Here is a 17,087-nt window from a genome sequence, read left to right on the forward strand (position 1 = left end):
GGCGCTGAGCAAGCGCTGCGTGCATGGTGAAAGGTGTCTTACGCATACTGGTGAATGGTTGGTGTTCAGCAAGCAAACGAGGCGACGATGCGATTGGAAAAAGTGACAGGTGCAGCTCTTCTGGGGCTGGCGGTAGGTGGGGCGATGACGGTGGGGCAGGTGGCGGTTGCCGATGCGTGCATGCCGCCTCTGGGTCAGATCACCGACACCTACCCTTCGGAGGGCGCGGTGGTGGCTCCCGATGTTAAGGGGTGGCTCTTTGGGTTTGGGGCGGGGCAGGAGCCCACCATCGAGCTCCGAGACGCCGACGGCCAGCGGGTTGAGGCCACGGTGCTCACGACCCACCTGGCCTCCTTCTTCGGGGTGGCCCGCTCGCTGCAACCTGCACAACCTCTGGCGGAGGGCACCTACACGCTCAGCGCCACGTACGAGCATAGCCCTCAGAACAACGTCTCAAGCCTCTTTACCGTCGATGCCGAGGCGGCCTGGCCTGCGCCTCCGGCCCCTCCGGTGCTGACCTGGTACCGGGAGACCTTCGACCAGGCCGTGGGCAATAGCTGTGAGTTTGGCGATGAGCATCACCGCATCAAACTTCATCCCGCCGCAGGTGCTGTGGCTTACCGCGTGGAGCTTGAGACCGAGTTTGATACGGCCCTTGAGATCGGCCCGATGGTCGGGCGCGCCGACATCGAGCACGGCATCACCCTGGGCGATGTGGTCTGCGTGCGGGCGTATGCCATCCGCGGCGACGGCACCGAGAGCGAGGCCTCGGAGCGCTGCGTGCCCCAGAAGTGCCGCCATTATGGCCGCGATGAAAGCCCCGGCATGCTGGGAACCACCGACTGGAGCCTTGTGAGTGAGGGCAGCTGCCCGGGCGAGCCCGGTGAGGGAGACGACCCGAGCGGGGGCGATGTGGGTGGCGATGCTGGCTTTGATGTGGGTGAATGGCCCACCGACGATGTGGGGCCTGAGCCCGGCGATGATGTGGGGCCTGAGCCCGGCGATGATGTGGGCCCTGAGCCCGGCGATGATGTGGGCGATGATCCTCAGGTCGACGCGGGAGATAGTGTTGATGCGGGCTCCGGCGATGTGGGCACAGGCTCCGGCGGTGACGTCGCCCTGGGCGATGATGGTTCGCAGCAGGCTGTCAGCGGAGGCGGTTGCTCCTCGTCGGGAAGCCCGGCAGGCGGCGCACTGAGCCTGCTCGTCGGTGCGCTGGGAGTGCTGGTGTGGCGTCGGCGTCGCTGAGCTCTTTAGAGGTCTGATGTAAATCTTCAAAAATATGGCCGCCCTTTAAGGCGGCCGGGAGTATGACGATGTGGAATGTTGGAAATGGCCTGGCGATCGGTGCGGGGGTGATGCTCGCAAGCGGTCTTTATGCCGTGGAGGCTCACGCCTGCGATCCGGCGCTTGAGTATGTGGTCGATGCCCTGCCCGCCGAAGATGCGGTGGTGGCGCCCGATGCGCAGCTTCTGATCTTTTTTAACGGCGCGCAGGACGATCCGACCATTGAGCTTGTGGACGAGGCCGGCGAGCCTGTGGCGGTGAGCGTAGAGCGGATGAGTCAGGCCGCGTTTTTCGGCTTTGTGCGCGAGCTTTTGCCTCAAGCGCCGCTGGCCGAGGGTACCTACAGCATGCGCGTGACGTACGGGAATGAGTACCAGGACGACTTTGAGCGCAGCTTCGAGGTCGACGCTGACCATGCGTGGGCGCCGGTTGAGGGCGCGCCCGAGCTGACCTGGTACCGCGAGACCTACGCCGAGGGCACCGGCAACAGCTGTGAGTGGGGCGATGCGTATCAGATGATTCGTTTTGGAGCGGTGCCCGGGGCCGTGAGCTACTACGTGGAGCTGCAGCGCGGCGACACCGTCCTGGAGCAGCGCTACCTGAGCGATAAGGTCGATGCGTTTCACGGCTTTGTGATGGAAGGCGTCGAGTGTGTGCGCGTTGCGGCGCTCAGCGGCGACGGTGGCCCGGGTGAGTCTGCCGAGCTCTGCGTGCCCGATAAGTGCAACCACTTTGAGGGGGAGATGCCCTGGCAGTTTGGCACCACCGACTGGGACGAGGTCGACGGATGCGAGACCGAGGTGCCGGTGGAGGGCGATCCGGACGACAGCGACGCGGGCAGCGATGACGTCGGCGCGGGCGATGTTGGCTCCGGCTCCGATGCGGGCAGTGACGCCGGCGGCTGGGATGTGGAAGAACCCACCGGCGGATCGGACGACGAGGGCGGTTGCAGCAGCAGCGGCGGATCGCCGCCACTGGCCTACTGGTTTTTGATCGTGGCGATGCTGATGACGGGAAGGTGGCGTCGGCGACGCAGGGCCTGAGCGGCGCTCAGGTCGGCCTGAACCGACATCGATCGAAGTAAAAGCGTGACGCGCGGCCCGGAGGGTCGCGCGTTTTTATTTTCATTCGGGTGGCTGTCATGGGTCTAAGTTGTTGATCGTGTTCGGTTTTTGGTGGGTGGTTTGCCTTTTTGGGAAGATGCGGTTGACGCGGCGTGAAATAGTCTCCAGATTAGCGCCGTTAGTTCGTTCAGTTCATACTGAATGTTTCATATGGACAACGCATGACACGCAGAACACCCACTGAGACGAACCTATGAATGACGCAGAGATCGAATTCATTGAGCGCTTCGGCCTGCTCTTTGAAGAAGACGGCGCCCCCCGCATCGCCGGCCGCATCTTCGGCCTGGTGCTGATCGAAGATCGGGCGCTGACCCTCGACGACATGGCCGAAATCCTCCAGGTCAGCAAAGCCTCGGTGAGCACCAACACTCGCCTCCTCGACGGTATGGGGCTGCTGGAGCGCACGACGGTGCCGGGCGATCGTCACACCTACTACCGTCTGGCGCCGGACGCCTTCGAGGTGTCACTGGCCCGAGCGCGTCGTCGCATGGTCACGGTGCTGCAGGTGCTCGACGACACCATCCCCGGGCTCCCCGAAGACAACGTCGTGGCGCAGCGCCGCCTGACGAAGATGCAGGAGTGGCATCGCTTCCTGGTCGAGGACATGGACGCGATGCTCGTGCGCTGGCGCGATCGTCAGGACGCAAAGGAAGAGGAGGGCGCCGATGCGTAAACAACGCATGTTTCGTGTCGCCGGCGCCGGCGCCTTCGGGCTCTGCGCGCTGATGCTCCTGAATACGCCCGCAGGGGCGCAGGAGATGCCCGACGACGCTTCCGAGGAGGCGGTTGAGGGTCAGGATGGCGGCACGGCAGAGGCCGAGGCCCCTGAGCGTCCCCAGCTCGCGCAGCCAGGCCCCGATGATCGCCAGGCCGCGGAGCAGCAGGCCGGCGCGGCCCGGGTGCTGACGCTCGATGAGGCGGTGGAGCGGGCGACGAGTCGCGGCAACCAGATCGCGCTTGCTCAGGCCGACGTGCAGAGCGCCGAGCTCGCCCTCAAAGAAGCGCGCTACGGGCGGCTTCCGCAGGTGAGCGCCGAGGGGCAGTACTCCAACTACATCCGCACGCCCTTCATTGTGCTTCCCGAAGACAGCCCCTTCGGGGGCGGGGTGTTGCGCACGGGCAACAAGCATAACTTCAACTTCTCGGCTCAGGTCTCGGTGCCGCTGTGGTCGACGCAGCTCAACCGCAGCATCGATCTGGCCGAGGCCAGCGCGGAGCTCAGCCAGCTGGTGGTGGAGGCCTCGCAGACCACGGTGAGCGTGGAGGTGCAGCGGGCGTATCTCAACGGGCTCATCACCCTGGAGTCGTTGCAGGTGCTCGAAGAGAGCTACGCGACCCTGCAGAAGAACCTGGAGCTTGTGCGCGCGCTTTACGAGCAGGGGGTGGCGCCGGAGTACGATTTGATCCGCACGGAAGTGCAGGTGCGCAACGTGGAGCCCGAGATCAGCCGGGCGATGAGCAACCATCAGGGCGCGCTCAACTACATCAAGCTGCTCACGGCCATCCCGATTGATGAGGACATCCGGCTGGCGGGTTCGCTGCGCGAGCTTTTTTCCGAGGCCGATACCGCCGAGCTGGAGCCGAACTTTGAACAAAACGCCGACCTGATTCAGCTCAGCGGCCAGCGCAGCCTGGTGGAGCGTCAGGTGGCGCTGGAGAAGGCCGCCTACTGGCCGACGCTGGCCGCTTTCGGGAGCTTTACCTACCAGGGGCAGGCCAACGACCTGAAGTTCTGGGATTACGAGTGGGGGGAGACGGCGATCGCCGGGCTGACCCTCTCGGTGCCGATCTTCAGCCCGGGGCTGCGCCAGCGGGTGGAGCAGGCCGAGGTCGATCAGATGCGGCTGGGGCTGCAGGAAGAGTTTTTGCGCCAGTCGCTGCGCTCGGAGTTCGAGATCGCGAAGGCGCGTCTGGCCGACCTGGAGAAGACCATTGAGGCCCAGGAGCGCAACGTCGCGCAGGCCGAGCGAGGGTACCGCATCGCGCAGGCCAGCTACGAAGAAGGCGCCTACGGGCTGATGGAGGTCAACGACGCCGAGAGCGCGCTGACCGACGCGCGGCTTAACTACACCGCCGCGCTCAACGACTACTTAAACGCGCTGCTCGACCTTGAAGAGCTGGTCGGAGCCGGGAGCGAGAACGATGACTGAAGCGATGATGATGACCTCTGCGAAGAAGGTGCAACGAAGGTTTCAACGTGGCGCGGTGATGCTTACGGCGCTGGCGCTGCTGGTGAGCAGCGCGGCGTGCAAGCCCCCGGCCGAGGAGAAGGCCACCGAGGCTGAAGAGAGCGTGGAGCGGGCTGCGCCGGTGCGTGTGAGCTCGCCAGAGGAGCTGACGCTGCCACGGCGCGCGACCTACTCCGGGACGCTGGAGGCCTGGGAGGTGGCGCAGATCACCGGTCAGCAGGGCACGCGCATTGAGCGCATGCTCGTGCAGGAGGGCGACCGGGTGCGCCGCGGCCAGGTGCTCGCCAGGATGGATGACGCCACGCTGCGCCAGGCGCAGGTGGAGCTGCGCACCGCGCAGACCGAGCTCGACCGGGCCAAACGCCTGGTGGACATCGGCGCGGTGGCGCGCCAGCAGCTCGAGCAGGCTCAGGCGGCCTACGACTCCATCAGCGCCAACATTGAGCTCCTGGAGAGCAACACCGTACTCACAAGCCCGATCTCTGGCGTGGTGACCAACCGGTATTTTGTGGCCGGCGAGCAGTTTGTGGTGGGGGCTCAGGCCCCGGCGCTCCTGACGGTGCAGCAGATCGATCCCCTCAAGGTGATCATCGATGTGGCCGAGCGCTATTTTCCGCAGGTGAAGATGGGGATGAAGGCCACGGTGAACCTGGACACCTACCCGGGCGAAGATTTTGCCGGGGAGGTCACGCGGATAAATCCGACGATTTCGCCGGATAGTCGCAGCTTCCGGGTGGAGATTCGCCTGGACAATGAAGACGGGCGGCTCAGCCCCGGGATGTCGGCCCGCGCCAGCCTGGAGCTTGGCGAGGTGGAGGGGCTCTTTGTGGCGCGCAGCGCGCTGCAGACCCAGCCCGGCCGCGAGCGGCCTTTTGTGTGGGTGGTGGAGCCCGGCAACAAGGCCCACCGCGCGTTCATCGAGGTGGGGGAGCGCTTTGAGGATCGCCAGCTTGTGCGCTCCGGTCTTGAGGCCGACGCGCAGGTGGTGATCGAGGGGATGTCTCGCCTCAATGAGGGTACGGAGGTCGAGGTGGTGGGGGCGCCCGAGGATCAGTCGGAGGGGGGCGATGAGGTTACCCCGGAGGTCGATGAGCGCGATGTGCGCGCCGAAGACAAGGCCGATGATGAGGCCCAGAGCGCCGATCAGCCCGGCTGATGCTGGCGGGCGCGCGCTCATTTTCAGCGCGCGCTCGCAACCCCGGGTGGCTCTCAACGTGTTGCGGCGACGCTGCCTGTTTTGCTGCATTGAGGACGCATTATGAACATCTTTCGCCTGGCCGTCTCTCGGCCTATCGCCACCTCGATGGTCTTTATCGCCATCATGGTTTTTGGCATTTACTCCTACATTCGCCTCCCGGTGGACCTCTTCCCCGAGGTCGATTCGCCCATCATCTCGGTGATCACGAGCTACGAGGGCGCCGGTGCGCTGGAGGTCGAGCGCAACGTCACCGAGCACCTGGAGAGCGCGCTGGGCACCACTCCGGAGCTTCTGGAGATCACCTCCACCTCGATGGATAACGTCTCGGTGGTCACCCTGGAGTTTAACGGTGGCGCCAACATGGACGAGGCCACCAACAACGTGCGTGACCGCCTGGGGCAGGCTGAGTTTCTGCTGCCCGATGACGTCAATGACCCCATCCTTCAAAAGTTCGATGCCAGCGCCATTCCGGTGGTCATCTACTCGGTGACCGCCGAGGAGAGTTATCCGGAGCTCGAGCAGATCATCGACGATTATATCGTCAACCCCATCAACCGCATCAGCGGGGTGGGGGATGTCTCGGTGACCGGCGCGCCCAGCCGGGAGGTGCAGGTGGTGCTCGATCCGGAGCGGCTGCGCGCCTACAACCTCGACGTCTCGCGCATCGCCCAGGCGTTGCAGGCTGAGAACATCTCGTCGCCGGCCGGTCGTGTGGACCTGGGGACCGAGAGCTACAACCTGCGGGTGAACACCGAGTTTCGCTCCGTCGAAGATATCGGCGGGGTGATCGTGGCCAACTACCAGGGCCGCCAGGTCACGCTCGATCAGGTCGCGAGCATCCGCGAGGGCTTTGCCGATGAGGACGCCATCTCGCGCGTCAACGGTCGCCAGGGGCTGACCTTTGCGGTGCAGAAGCAGACCGAGGCCAACACCGTCGAGGTCAGCGAGCGGGTCATGGCGCAGATGCCGGCGATCGCCGAGTCTTTGCCCGATGATGTGGAGATGACGCTGATCATCGACACCTCCGACTTCATCGTGGATGCCATCAACAACTTAAGCTCGGTGCTCTTCTACGCGGTGGTCTTCGTGGTGCTGGTGGTGCTGATCTTCTTGCGCCAGTGGCGGGCCACGATCGTGATCGCGGCGACGATCCCGGTCTCGCTGATTGTGGGCTTTATCTACCTGACGCTTGTGGGCTCGACGCTGAACATGATCTCGCTGAGCTCGCTCTCGATCGCGCTGGGGATGGTGGTCGATGATGCCATCGTCGTGCTCGAGAACATCATGCAGCATATCGAGCGGGGGTCGACACCCAGGGAGGCCGCGATCCACGGCACCGGGGAGGTGGGTGTGGCGGTTGTGGCCACCACACTCACGGTGGTGGCGGTCTTCTTGCCGCTGACCTTCCTGGAAGGTCAGACGGGCGTGTGGTTCGGCCAGCTCGGCGCCATCGTTGTGGTCACCGTGGTGACCTCCACGGTGGCCGCGCTCACGCTCACGCCGATGATGGGCTCGTTGATGATGAAGCCCGTCGATGAAGAGGGGCGCGGGCCGCTGAAAGCGCTGGCCCGCGGCATCGATAAAGGACTTCGGGGCATTGAGTCGGTCTACCGCGGGAGCCTGCGCGTGGCGGTGCGTTTTCGCAAAACCACCATGCTGGCAGCGCTTGTGGTCTTTGGCCTGAGCGTGGCGCTGGTGCCGCGAGTGGGCACTGAGTTTATGCCCATCAGCGATGACGGCTTTGTGACGGTGAGCGGTGAGCTGGAGACCAGCCGAAGCCTCGATTATACCTCCGAGGTGGTTGGCAGGCTGGAGGCTCAGATCACCGACGCGGTGCCCGAGCTCAAACGCCTCAACAGCACCAGCGGCACCAGCGGCTCGATGTTTGGCGGGGTGGGCGGGGGCAAAAACGAGTTTCAGCTGCGCATGGAGCTCATTGACCAGGACGATCGCGAGCGCTCGGTCTTTGAGGTCGCCGACCAGATCCGCGGGATTCTGGCCGGCACTCCCGAGATCGTGACCTCCACGGTGACCTCCGGTAACAGCGGCGGTGCGGGGAGCGCGCAGCCGGTCTCCGTGGAGATTCGCGGCTTTGATCTGGAGCAGACCACCGCGCTGGCCCGCGACCTTGCCGAGCATATGGAGGGCATCGAGGGCACCCGCGACGTCAACTTAAGCCGCGGTGAGAGCCGCCCGGAGTTTGAGATCATCTTTGATCGCGAGCGCCTGAGCGACTTCGGGCTGACCTCCGCCCAGGTCGCCCAGGTGGTGCGCGGCAACATCGCCGGGCAGACCGCCACGATCTTCCGCCGCGGCGGCGACGAGTACGACGTGGTGCTGCGCTACGCCGAGGGGGAGCGCGGCTCGCTCGAGCAGGTACGGGAGATGACGATCAATACGCCCACCGGCGCGCGCGTGCGCGTTGAAGATCTGGGTGAGATCAAAGAGTTCATGGTGCCGCCCAACATCGAGCGCATCGACCGCGAGCGCATGCTCACGGTCTCCGCCGGCATTGAGGGCCGCCCCCTGAACCTGGTGATGGAGGACGTGCGCGAGTGGGTCGATGCGCAGAACCTGCCTCCGCAGATCGCCATCACCTACGGCGGCGACTTCCAGGAGCAGCAGGAGTCTTTCCAGGACCTCTTCCTGATCCTCGCCCTGAGTCTGATCCTCGTCTACCTGGTGATGGCCGGGCAGTTTGAGTCGCTCAAAGAGCCCTTTGTCATCATGTTCTCGATTCCCTTTGCGTTTACCGGCGTGATTCTCGCGCTGTTGATCACCGACACGCCCCTGAGCGTCATCGGGCTTATCGGGGCGATCATTCTGGTGGGGATTGTCGTGAAAAACGCGATTGTGCTCATCGACTACATCAAGTTGTTGCAGGGGCGCGGCCAGCCCATCTTTGAGGCGATCGTCGACGGCAGCGTCTCGCGTCTGCGTCCGGTGTTGATGACGACGCTGACGACGATTCTCGCGATGATTCCCCTGGCACTGGAGATTGGCGAGGGGGCGGAGCTGTGGAAGCCGATGGCCATCTCGGTGATCGGCGGGCTGAGCTTCTCGACGGTGGTCACCCTGATCATCGTGCCGGTGCTCTACGGGATGTTTGAGCGTAACGCCGAGACCAAAACCGGAGGTATGACGTGAAAGCGGTGATGATTACCTACAATGAGGTGCTCTCGGAGCGCCTGATTCACCTGCTCGATGAGCTGGAGCTGCGCGGCTTTACGCGCTGGAACGGCGTGCAGGGCCGCGGCACCACCACCGGTGAGCCGCATATGGGGAACCATATCTGGCCCTCGCTTAACGGGGCGATGTACGTGGTCGTGGAAGATGAGCAGCTCGACGCTCTGCTCGATGCGCTTGCCGAACTCGACTCCCAGGGGCGAGGACTGCGGGCCTTTGTGAGCCCGGTGGAGAAGGCGATTTAAGGGTTTTTTGGGGGGGGATCGCCCCTGGGGGGGAGGCCCGGGCTGTCATCGCGCGTGAAGGTGCGCTAATTTAAAAGCATCGTGAATCGATTGCGGGTGCCACGTTGTGATGGCGATGGCCACGACCTTCTCCGGGGATTGTTTATGCAGATGCTGCGCAGGGTGTTGATCACGTCGTTTTTTGCGATGGCGTTTTTGGCGACAGGTTTTGCTTCTACTGCCTCTGCCCAGACGCCCGACTTCAGCGGCAGCTACGTGCTCGATGAGGCGGCAAGCGACGACTTTCTGGCGGCCTTTGAGCCGACGCTCGAAGAGATGAACCCCATCAAACGCGCGCTGGCCCGGCGCTACCTCAAAAAGAGCGATGGCCCTGATACGCGCATGCGCATCGAGCAGAGCGAGGAGACCTTTACCGTGCAGGGCGAAGATCGCACCCCGGTGGCGATTCCCCTCTCTGGCGAGCGCATCTCGCGGGAGGGAGAAGACGGCAAGACGGTGCACTTTACCGCCGGGCTGCGCGGTGAGGTGGTGCGTGTGACGATGCTCACCGAAGGCGGCCCCTTCCGCACCGACTACCGCATGCTGGACGACGGGCGTATGGAGATCCGCGTGCGCCTGGAGAATGAACATCTGCCGCTTCCGGTGACCTACAGGCTGGTGTATCGGGCGCAGTGATGGGAGGGTTTTTCTCCATGCAAGTATCTGACTTTAAATGAAAAAAAGCCCCCGGGACGGGGGCTTTTTTTGTGGGCGCGTGAAGGGCTCAGTAGGTCTCGACCATCGGGTTTCGCATGAGCACATGGCGTTGACCGGGAGATGTCTTCTTTTGAGTGAACGCGTCGCTGGAGGGCAGGGTCCAGAACATGGTGTTGTCCCCACCACCGCGGTAGGCGCATTCGTCGGCGCTCAAAATGCCATTGAAGTTCGTATCGTAGCTTATCGTGCACTGGGGCGTGTCGTGGATGGGATCGAAGTTCATGCCATCGAGCTCGGTGGTGTGAAAGAGCCCCAGGTAGTGGCCCATCTCGTGGGCCATGACGTGCCCCGCCAGCTGTGGATCCTCGAAGATGAGGTAGCCAGCCACGCCGACACCCGAGCGCGAGAGTCCGGGCCAGGAGGGGATGCCGGGGATGCCGCACGAGGCTCCCAGGAGGCCGCCCGAGGCGAAGTGGCTGGCGATGACGAGGTTGACCCCCGGTAGCGTGGTCTCACTCAAGGCGTCGCGCATGTTGGCGCACATTGAATCGACGCCCTGGGGAACGCTCAAGGCGCGGGCGTGACCCTCCGCGAGGTTCTGGTAGGTGACGCGATGGATGTTGATGCGTTTGCGCGCGTAGAGCGAGCGCAGCTCACGCAGGGCCAGCTGAAAGTTGGTGTCGTAGGGCGCGTTATCAGCGTCGACCAGGGTGTCGTCGGCGAACCAGAGGTTGACCTGAAGACGCGCGCCACGCGGCTCACGAGGCAGGCGCTTGACCAGCACCGAGGCGCGCACCTCGGTGGGCCAGGTCGTCGTGAACTGCAGGCCGTACTCGCCAGCGAGAAGGGTGAGGTCGGGGGTGTTATGAAGGTAGATCACAAGCTGTCCGCCGCTTTCCCGGGGGAACACCTTGATGCGATCGTTCTCCGGGGCCTCGGCGTCGAAGATGAAACGATCTCGGGGATCGAATACGCGCTGCAGCGTAAGGCCGTCGCGGGAGGAGGCTGCCTCGATAACGACGAACGCCGAGGAGACGCCGGCGGGAAGCTCGAAGGCGGCCTGCGTAAGATCGCCGGCGCGCACCTCGCGCTCAAAGAGCGGGAGGTGTTCGGTGTGGTCCTCAAACTCCGGCTCCTGGCAGCGACCTTTCAAGCCGCATATATGCCAGAGCCCGCAGTCGGCGTCATTTTCGCAAGCTTGAATGTCCTCGCGAGGGCCGCAGTCGGCGCAGTCGCTGCCGGGGCTACACAGGGGAAAGGATTGCTGTCCGGAGCCGTCATTACACACGCCATCATGGGCATGAGGGCAGGTGTTGTCGCATACCGGCGCCACAGAAAGTGGCGCGGTCGGTGCTTCGCCGGCAAAGCGCTCACCGCAGTCGTTGCAGTCGGTGCCGTATTCGCAGTTGTCGAAGGCCGCCCCGGCGCCGCCGTCGTCGCAGACTCCGTCGTTGGCGGTGAGGCAGGTGCTCTCGCAGAGCGCAGGCCCCTGTGCATCGCCCAGGCCGCAGCTCGCATGTACCAGTAACACCCACAGCCCGAAGGCGATGATCGCAGGAAAGTGTCGATCGTCTGTGCTCATCGCGCCACCTTGCCAGAAGAGTGTGAGCCGGAGCCGCATGACGCCAGCAGGCTGCTGAAAAAACACGTGTCGCGAAGATTCATCATATCCAGCTCAACCCATAACTCGACATCAGGTGGACGTGTGCCAGACCTTAGGGCAAGAGCGCCGAACAGGGAAACGAAGACCACACAGAGGACAGTTTGAGCAATTGTGTTTCGGAGGCTATTCTGAACAGGTGCTACCTACACCTACATGGTTTGGGATCATGCCTTTCCCCGAGCCTCTTGCGCGAAAGGAATGCGGATGAACGCTCAAGCAATGTCCTGCGGTCGGTCTCTGAGAAGGCATGTGGCTCGTGGCGCGATGGTGGTGCTCCTCGGGCTGGCGGTGGGGTGTATGCCGCCCTCGATTCGGATGGTGAGTGAGACGGAGAGCGACGCCGGAGACTGGTCGCTTGATGAGGATGCCGGCGGGTTTGAAGACGCCGCATTCCACGATGTCGCGCTCGACGACGCGGGCTGGGGTGACGCCGACGCGGAAGAGGACGCCGGCGTTGCGCCGGACACCTACGAACCCGAACCCGAACCTGAACCCGAACCTGAGCCTGAGCCCGAACCCGAACCCGAACCCGAACCTGAGCCTGAGCCTGAGCCTGAGCCTGAGCCTGAGCCCGAACCCGAACCCGAACCCGAACCTGAGCCTGAGCCCGCGGTGAACCCCGCCTTTGAAGCGGTGATGACCTTCACCACCGTGAACATCGGTCGCAACTACGCCGACCGCGCGGCGATGGAGACGGTCATCGATCGCGTGGGCGACAACATCGGCCCTAAAAACGGGCCCAACATCCTGGGCTGGCAAGAGATCGGCGCGGCCGACCCCTGCGGCTCCACCTGCGAGATCGAAGCCGTGCGAGATCGCTTTCGCTCCCAATGGGGCTGGGATACTCGCCGCCCCAGGGGCACCCGGCCAGGCGGGGGGCGAGAGCGTGTTAACGTGCCGGTGACCGTGCGCGGCGCAGACACCTTAAGGGTGCGCACTGCCTATGCCTCGGCGGGTTGGGCCGGGGTGAGCTCCACGCGTTTTCATACGGTGGTCTATCTGCCGGAGCGCAACCTCTCGATCATCAACACCCACCTCATCGCCGGTGCCTGGAGCTGCAAATCCAACGTAGAGCGCCGCAAACGCTACTGGCGCGAGGCCTGGAACGTGCTCAAAGACGAGGTCGCCCGCGAGCATAACCGCGGGCGCAACGTCATCGTCACGGGCGATCTGAACCGCCCCCGAAACGCCAACCGCTGCAACCCGGCGTGGGATCCAACTTCACTTCACCCCCGCTCGCGCATCATCGGCGGTGCCACCATCGACTATGTCTTTGCGGTGCCCGCAGCCGGGTGGCGCTTCCAGTATGACCGCCGCGCCAATGGCGACATTCGACGCGGTGCGGTGACGCTGGGGATCGACAGCCATAGGGCGTTCTGGGTGCGGGGGAGCTTCCGCCGTCGCCCGTAGGATACGTCGAAACACCTCGTAACATCTCGCAGGCTGACGCCGGCCGCGCGCCGGTTGTAGACTCCTCCACAGCACTTTTCGCTACAACTGAATCAATTTGCGTCGCGCTACAGCGACGCGCTGTAAAAACGTTTTATGAAGAACGCACGATGGATGGTGTGTGCCGCGTTGGGGTTGGTCTTTGCGCAGGCCTGCGGAGGTTGCTCCGACGCCGCCGGCCCCGGCGAGGTCTGTGATCCGGAGGTGGCGGAGCCCTGTGAGGGAAGCGACTTTGCGCTGGAGTGCCGGGCCGACGCCGAAGGCACGAACCGCTGCCTGCACCCCGATGGCGGGCGTTGCGACACCGACGAAGACCCCTCGCTCTGTGGGCCCAACGCCAGCTGCCTGGTGCCGGACGATGGTGAGGGGGCGCGCTGCCTGCTGAGTGAAGCCGCCGCCTGCGACCGCGCCGACGACCTGTGCGCCCCGGGCCTGGTCTGCGAGGCGACCGAGAGCGGCGAAGATCGCTGCCACACCGCGCTCTATGTGCAGGGGCAGGTCTTTGATTCGGCCACCCTTGATGCCATCGAGGGCGCGCAGATCATCGCCTTCAACGAAGAGGGAAGCGCGCTGAGCGACGTCTCGGTGAGCGACGCGGCGGGCACCTACCGCCTGCAGATCCCCGCGCTTCGCGATGCGGAGGGCGCGCCCGTGCAGCAGTTCTTTACGCTGCGCGGCAGCGCCGCCGACTTCCAGACCTTCCCCGGCGGCCTGCGCACCGCGCTGCCGATCGACGCGACCACCGCGGTGGTCGACGCCGAAGACGGCGGACTTGTCATCGACACCGCCCAGACCGATGTGGCGCTCCTGCAGCTTCCCGAGGATGAGCAGGGCTTCTCGTCGATCAGCGGCCGGGTGGACATTGACGGCGGCCTGGGCGGAGTGCTCGTCGTGGCCGAGAGCAACCCGGACACCGGCATCAGCGGCGTCTCGGCGCGTGACGGGGCGTTTACGATCTTCAACGTGCCCCCTGGCGAGTATCAGCTGCGCGGCTACATCGCCGGCACCCAGGTGGAGCCCGAGCAGGTGACGATGGCCGACGCGGCCGTCGAAGACGTGGTGCTCACCGAGTCGGCCGAGGGCCTCAAAGACGTCAGCGGCCAGATTCAGATCGTGGCGGCCTCCGGCGGCCTGCAGAGCTCGGTGGTCTTTGTGGTCGCCTCCACCTTCGACGAGACCTCGGTGCGCGGCGAGGTGCCCGCCGGCCTGCGCGCGCCGCGCAGCGGCGCGCCCAACGTCGACGGCGCCTGGACCATCGAAGGCGTGCCCGCCGGCGACTACTACGTGCTCGCCGGCTTTGAGAACGACGAGCTTGTACGCGACCCCGACGAGGGCATCGCTGGCACCGAGCTCGTGCGCACCACCATTGAAGCCGGCCAGGGTAGCTTTGAGGTGACGCCCTCCTTCAAGGTCACCGCCGCCCTCGACACCGTCAGCCCCGGCGCCGAGGGCCCCGAAGGTCTCAGCGAGCCCCCCACGCTCACCTGGGGCCCGGCCAGCAACGCCCAGAGCTACAATGTGGTCGTCTTCAACGCCTACGGCGACATCGTCTGGGAGGCCAACGACATCCCCCCCGCCGGCGGCAGCGCCAACCTCAGCGTCGCCTACGAGGGCCCTTTCGAGGACGGGATGTACTACCAGTTCCGCGCCACGGCCTACCGCGCCGACTCGGCGATCGCGACCACCGAAGATCTGCGGGGCGTGTTTTTTAAGCAGTGAGATGCGCGTCGAGATAGCGTCGCGATGAATGAAAAAACGCCCCCGGGACGGGGGCGTTTTTTGTTGGTGTAGAGAGCAGATAAAAGGGCGGATGGTGCCGGTTGTTTGCGGTGACGTCTCAGCCTGCCACCACCTTCGAACCCAAAAACACTCATTCAGACATAGAGTTTTGCCCGAACGTACACTGCTCACGCAGCGGACATTTCGAGCAATGCGCCTTGCGCGCGCAGATCTCCCGCGTGAAATCGAGTAGGGCGTAGCCGAACGTGCGCGGCTCATAGTCGTGGTCGAAGAGCTGTTCGACCAACTTAAGGAACCAGCGTTTGCGACGGGTCTCGCCATCCTTTTCAAACCCAAAGAAGCGCGCCAGCAGACGCACGACGTTGGCATCCACGAAAGAAGCGTGTTTGTTGCGATGCAGCGCCTGAAAGGCTCCCGCGACATAGGGACCCACACCAGGGAGCTCGCGAATCTCGTCGGTGGAGTCGGGAACGACGCCATCGGTTTTAGCGAGAGCCGCCCCAAGCTCACGAAGGTATTTCGCCCGCCATGCCAGGCCGAGCGAATAAATCGCCTCAGCGACCTCTTCTTCGGAGGCATCGCCGAGACTCGCTGGCGAGTTAAAGCGCGCAAAAAACACGTTTCGTTCGTCCGCCACGGTTTCAGCGCGTGTTCGCTGCAGCAGGACCTCGGTCACGAGAAGGCGCCACTCTTCATCCGGAGCGCGCCAGGGGAAGTTGTGGTCGTCTTCGGACCACCAGTCGACAATCTGTGTCTGGACGAACTTCCAAACCTGTGAATCCACAACGATTTCGGCCAAAACTTCTTGCCTTGTTAGAGAAGGGCACAACGGCTACTAACGCCTGCTTGTCGGCGACAAGCACTGTACGAATGGCTCTCGTCGGGCTATACGAATGCGCAGGTTGTCCGGCCGAAAACGACGATGCCGGCAACCGATGTCTGAAAGATATACGGAACGGGCGTGTAGTAAATTTCCTCGCCGGCCTTAAAGGCGAGCCTAACTTTTCTGTTCAACTATTGAGGACGGCGCTGTTTTTCCGACCGTCAACGATATCCGCCCAATCCTGCGAGTTGTCGCCTACCCATCGCTGTCCGGACAGGAGAGCCCTATGAATGCGTTCAAAGACAAAAACTTCCGCTTTATCGATCTCTTCGCCGGTATCGGCGGAATCCGGATCGCGTTTGAACGCCAGGGGGGGAGATGCGTCATGACCTCCGAGATCGACAAATGGGCGAGGGAGACATATAGGGCATATTTTAATGATCCAGATGGGCATGTGTTTAATGAAGATATCACAAGTATAGAACCTGACGATGTTCCAGATCATGATGTGTTGACAGGCGGGTTTCCTTGCCAGCCCTTCTCGCTGGCCGGGGTCGCAAAGAAAAACTCCCTGGGACGTGCCCACGGATTCGATGATCCAAATAAAGGTAATTTGTTTTTCTATATACAGCGGATATTAAAAGAAAAAAAGCCCCGGGCTTTTCTGCTAGAGAATGTCAAAAACTTACGTTCTCACGATAAGGGGAGGACCTGGAAAGTAATCCAGGCACTGTTGTCTGAAGCAGGATATGTTTTTACCGATCAAACCATAGACGCCGCACGGGTCGTTCCCCAGCATCGAGAACGAATATTTATCGTAGGTTTCAACCGTGAGCACTTCGACTTGCCAGAGTATCTTGATTGGAGCGGTTTTTGGGACGAGGTTGAACAAGGGTTGGTGATTGAAAAAACTCGACTTCGCAAAAGATATTCAAAAAGCGTAGATGAAACGATAGTTGAATGGCCCCTGGTTAAATATATCCTTGAGCCGCATGAGAATGTTCCGGAGAAATATACCCTCACACCGAATCTCTGGCGTTATTTGCGAGAATATAAGGCAAAGCATCAGGCGCTCGGAAATGGCTTTGGGTGTAGTGTGTTTACTGGTGAAGAACGCTATACCCGAACCATAAGTGCACGTTATTATAAGGATGGGTCTGAGGTTTTAATTAATCAGGGAGAAAAGAAGCGACCGAGGCGGCTGACACCCTACGAGTCAGCTCAGCTTCAAGGGTTTCCCGAAGATTTCCTCAGAATGTTTAACCGAGAAGATGACGGCTATTTTCAACCGGTAAGCGATACGCAGGCTTATAAGCAATTTGGCAACAGTGTCTGCGTGCCCGTCGTCACTGCCATCGCTAAAACGATGGACCGCTACCTGCGCGAACCCGAACTGTTGAAACAACTTCCGCACGCTGCCCCCCCGGAAGAACAGCTTCAGCTAGATGGCATCCCCTCTTTAATGGCGCAGATTGGACGTTGAGTGT

Annotated in this window: 13 protein-coding genes; 11 read left to right on the forward strand and 2 right to left on the reverse strand. The window is 62.9% G+C overall.

The genetic code is table 11. The features are described 5' to 3' along the window. The first annotated feature begins 87 nt into the window (after positions 1–87). From FRC98_RS02425 to FRC98_RS02460, 8 genes are all read left to right on the forward strand, one after another. Entirely contained in the window at positions 88–1,248 is a 1,161-nt protein-coding gene (locus FRC98_RS02425; RefSeq protein WP_146979704.1) for an MYXO-CTERM sorting domain-containing protein, read from the forward strand. Positions 1,249–1,316: 68 nt separating this feature from the next. Further along, positions 1,317–2,330, forward strand: coding sequence for an MYXO-CTERM sorting domain-containing protein (locus tag FRC98_RS02430; protein WP_146979705.1), 1,014 nt, complete (start codon positions 1,317–1,319; stop codon positions 2,328–2,330). A 274-nt stretch (positions 2,331–2,604) separates the two neighbouring features. After that, the gene (locus tag FRC98_RS02435) at positions 2,605–3,084 is read left to right on the forward strand and encodes a GbsR/MarR family transcriptional regulator (protein WP_146979706.1); all 480 of its coding nucleotides are present in this window, start codon (positions 2,605–2,607) and stop codon (positions 3,082–3,084) included. After that, entirely contained in the window at positions 3,077–4,561 is a 1,485-nt protein-coding gene (locus FRC98_RS02440) for a TolC family protein (protein ID WP_146979707.1), read from the forward strand. The genes FRC98_RS02435 and FRC98_RS02440 overlap by 8 nt, the downstream gene beginning before the upstream one ends. After that, positions 4,554–5,756 carry an efflux RND transporter periplasmic adaptor subunit gene (locus FRC98_RS02445; protein ID WP_146979708.1) on the forward strand — a complete coding sequence of 401 codons (1,203 nt, stop codon included), beginning with the start codon at positions 4,554–4,556 and terminating at the stop codon, positions 5,754–5,756. Before FRC98_RS02440 ends, FRC98_RS02445 begins: the two co-directional genes overlap by 8 nt. Before the next feature lie 102 nt (positions 5,757–5,858). Further along, entirely contained in the window at positions 5,859–8,945 is a 3,087-nt protein-coding gene (locus FRC98_RS02450; protein WP_146979709.1) for an efflux RND transporter permease subunit, read from the forward strand. Then, the gene (locus FRC98_RS02455) at positions 8,942–9,229 is read left to right on the forward strand and encodes a PG0541 family transporter-associated protein (RefSeq protein ID WP_146979710.1); all 288 of its coding nucleotides are present in this window, start codon (positions 8,942–8,944) and stop codon (positions 9,227–9,229) included. Before FRC98_RS02450 ends, FRC98_RS02455 begins: the two co-directional genes overlap by 4 nt. Positions 9,230–9,373: 144 nt before the next feature. After that, complete coding sequence (locus FRC98_RS02460; RefSeq protein WP_146979711.1) at positions 9,374–9,904, forward strand: hypothetical protein; 531 nt, start codon at positions 9,374–9,376, stop codon at positions 9,902–9,904. A gap of 88 nt (positions 9,905–9,992) precedes the next feature. Here FRC98_RS02460 and FRC98_RS02465 read toward each other — a convergent pair whose 3' ends face one another. After that, positions 9,993–11,507 (reverse strand): hypothetical protein, encoded by a 1,515-nt coding sequence (locus FRC98_RS02465; protein ID WP_146979712.1) that lies wholly within the window; start codon positions 11,505–11,507, stop codon positions 9,993–9,995. A gap of 330 nt (positions 11,508–11,837) precedes the next feature. On the opposite strand from FRC98_RS02465, the gene FRC98_RS21225 reads away from it, so the two are divergent. Together FRC98_RS21225 and FRC98_RS02475 are read left to right on the forward strand one after the other, a co-directional pair. Beyond that, positions 11,838–12,998 (forward strand): hypothetical protein, encoded by a 1,161-nt coding sequence (locus FRC98_RS21225; RefSeq protein WP_230467191.1) that lies wholly within the window; start codon positions 11,838–11,840, stop codon positions 12,996–12,998. Positions 12,999–13,133: 135 nt separating this feature from the next. After that, positions 13,134–14,756 carry an MSCRAMM family protein gene (locus FRC98_RS02475; protein WP_146979713.1) on the forward strand — a complete coding sequence of 541 codons (1,623 nt, stop codon included), beginning with the start codon at positions 13,134–13,136 and terminating at the stop codon, positions 14,754–14,756. 151 nt (positions 14,757–14,907) lie between these two features. On the opposite strand, the gene FRC98_RS02480 is transcribed toward FRC98_RS02475, so the two are convergent. After that, positions 14,908–15,576 (reverse strand): HhH-GPD family protein, encoded by a 669-nt coding sequence (locus FRC98_RS02480; protein ID WP_230467192.1) that lies wholly within the window; start codon positions 15,574–15,576, stop codon positions 14,908–14,910. A gap of 310 nt (positions 15,577–15,886) precedes the next feature. Between FRC98_RS02480 and dcm the strand changes: the two genes are divergently transcribed. Further along, on the forward strand, positions 15,887–17,083 hold the full coding sequence (dcm, locus tag FRC98_RS02485; RefSeq protein WP_146979715.1) for a DNA (cytosine-5-)-methyltransferase: 1,197 nt from the start codon (positions 15,887–15,889) through the stop codon (positions 17,081–17,083). Positions 17,084–17,087: the final 4 nt, after the last annotated feature.

This window comes from Lujinxingia vulgaris (assembly GCF_007997015.1).
GTDB classification, from domain to species: domain Bacteria; phylum Myxococcota_A; class Bradymonadia; order Bradymonadales; family Bradymonadaceae; genus Lujinxingia; species Lujinxingia vulgaris.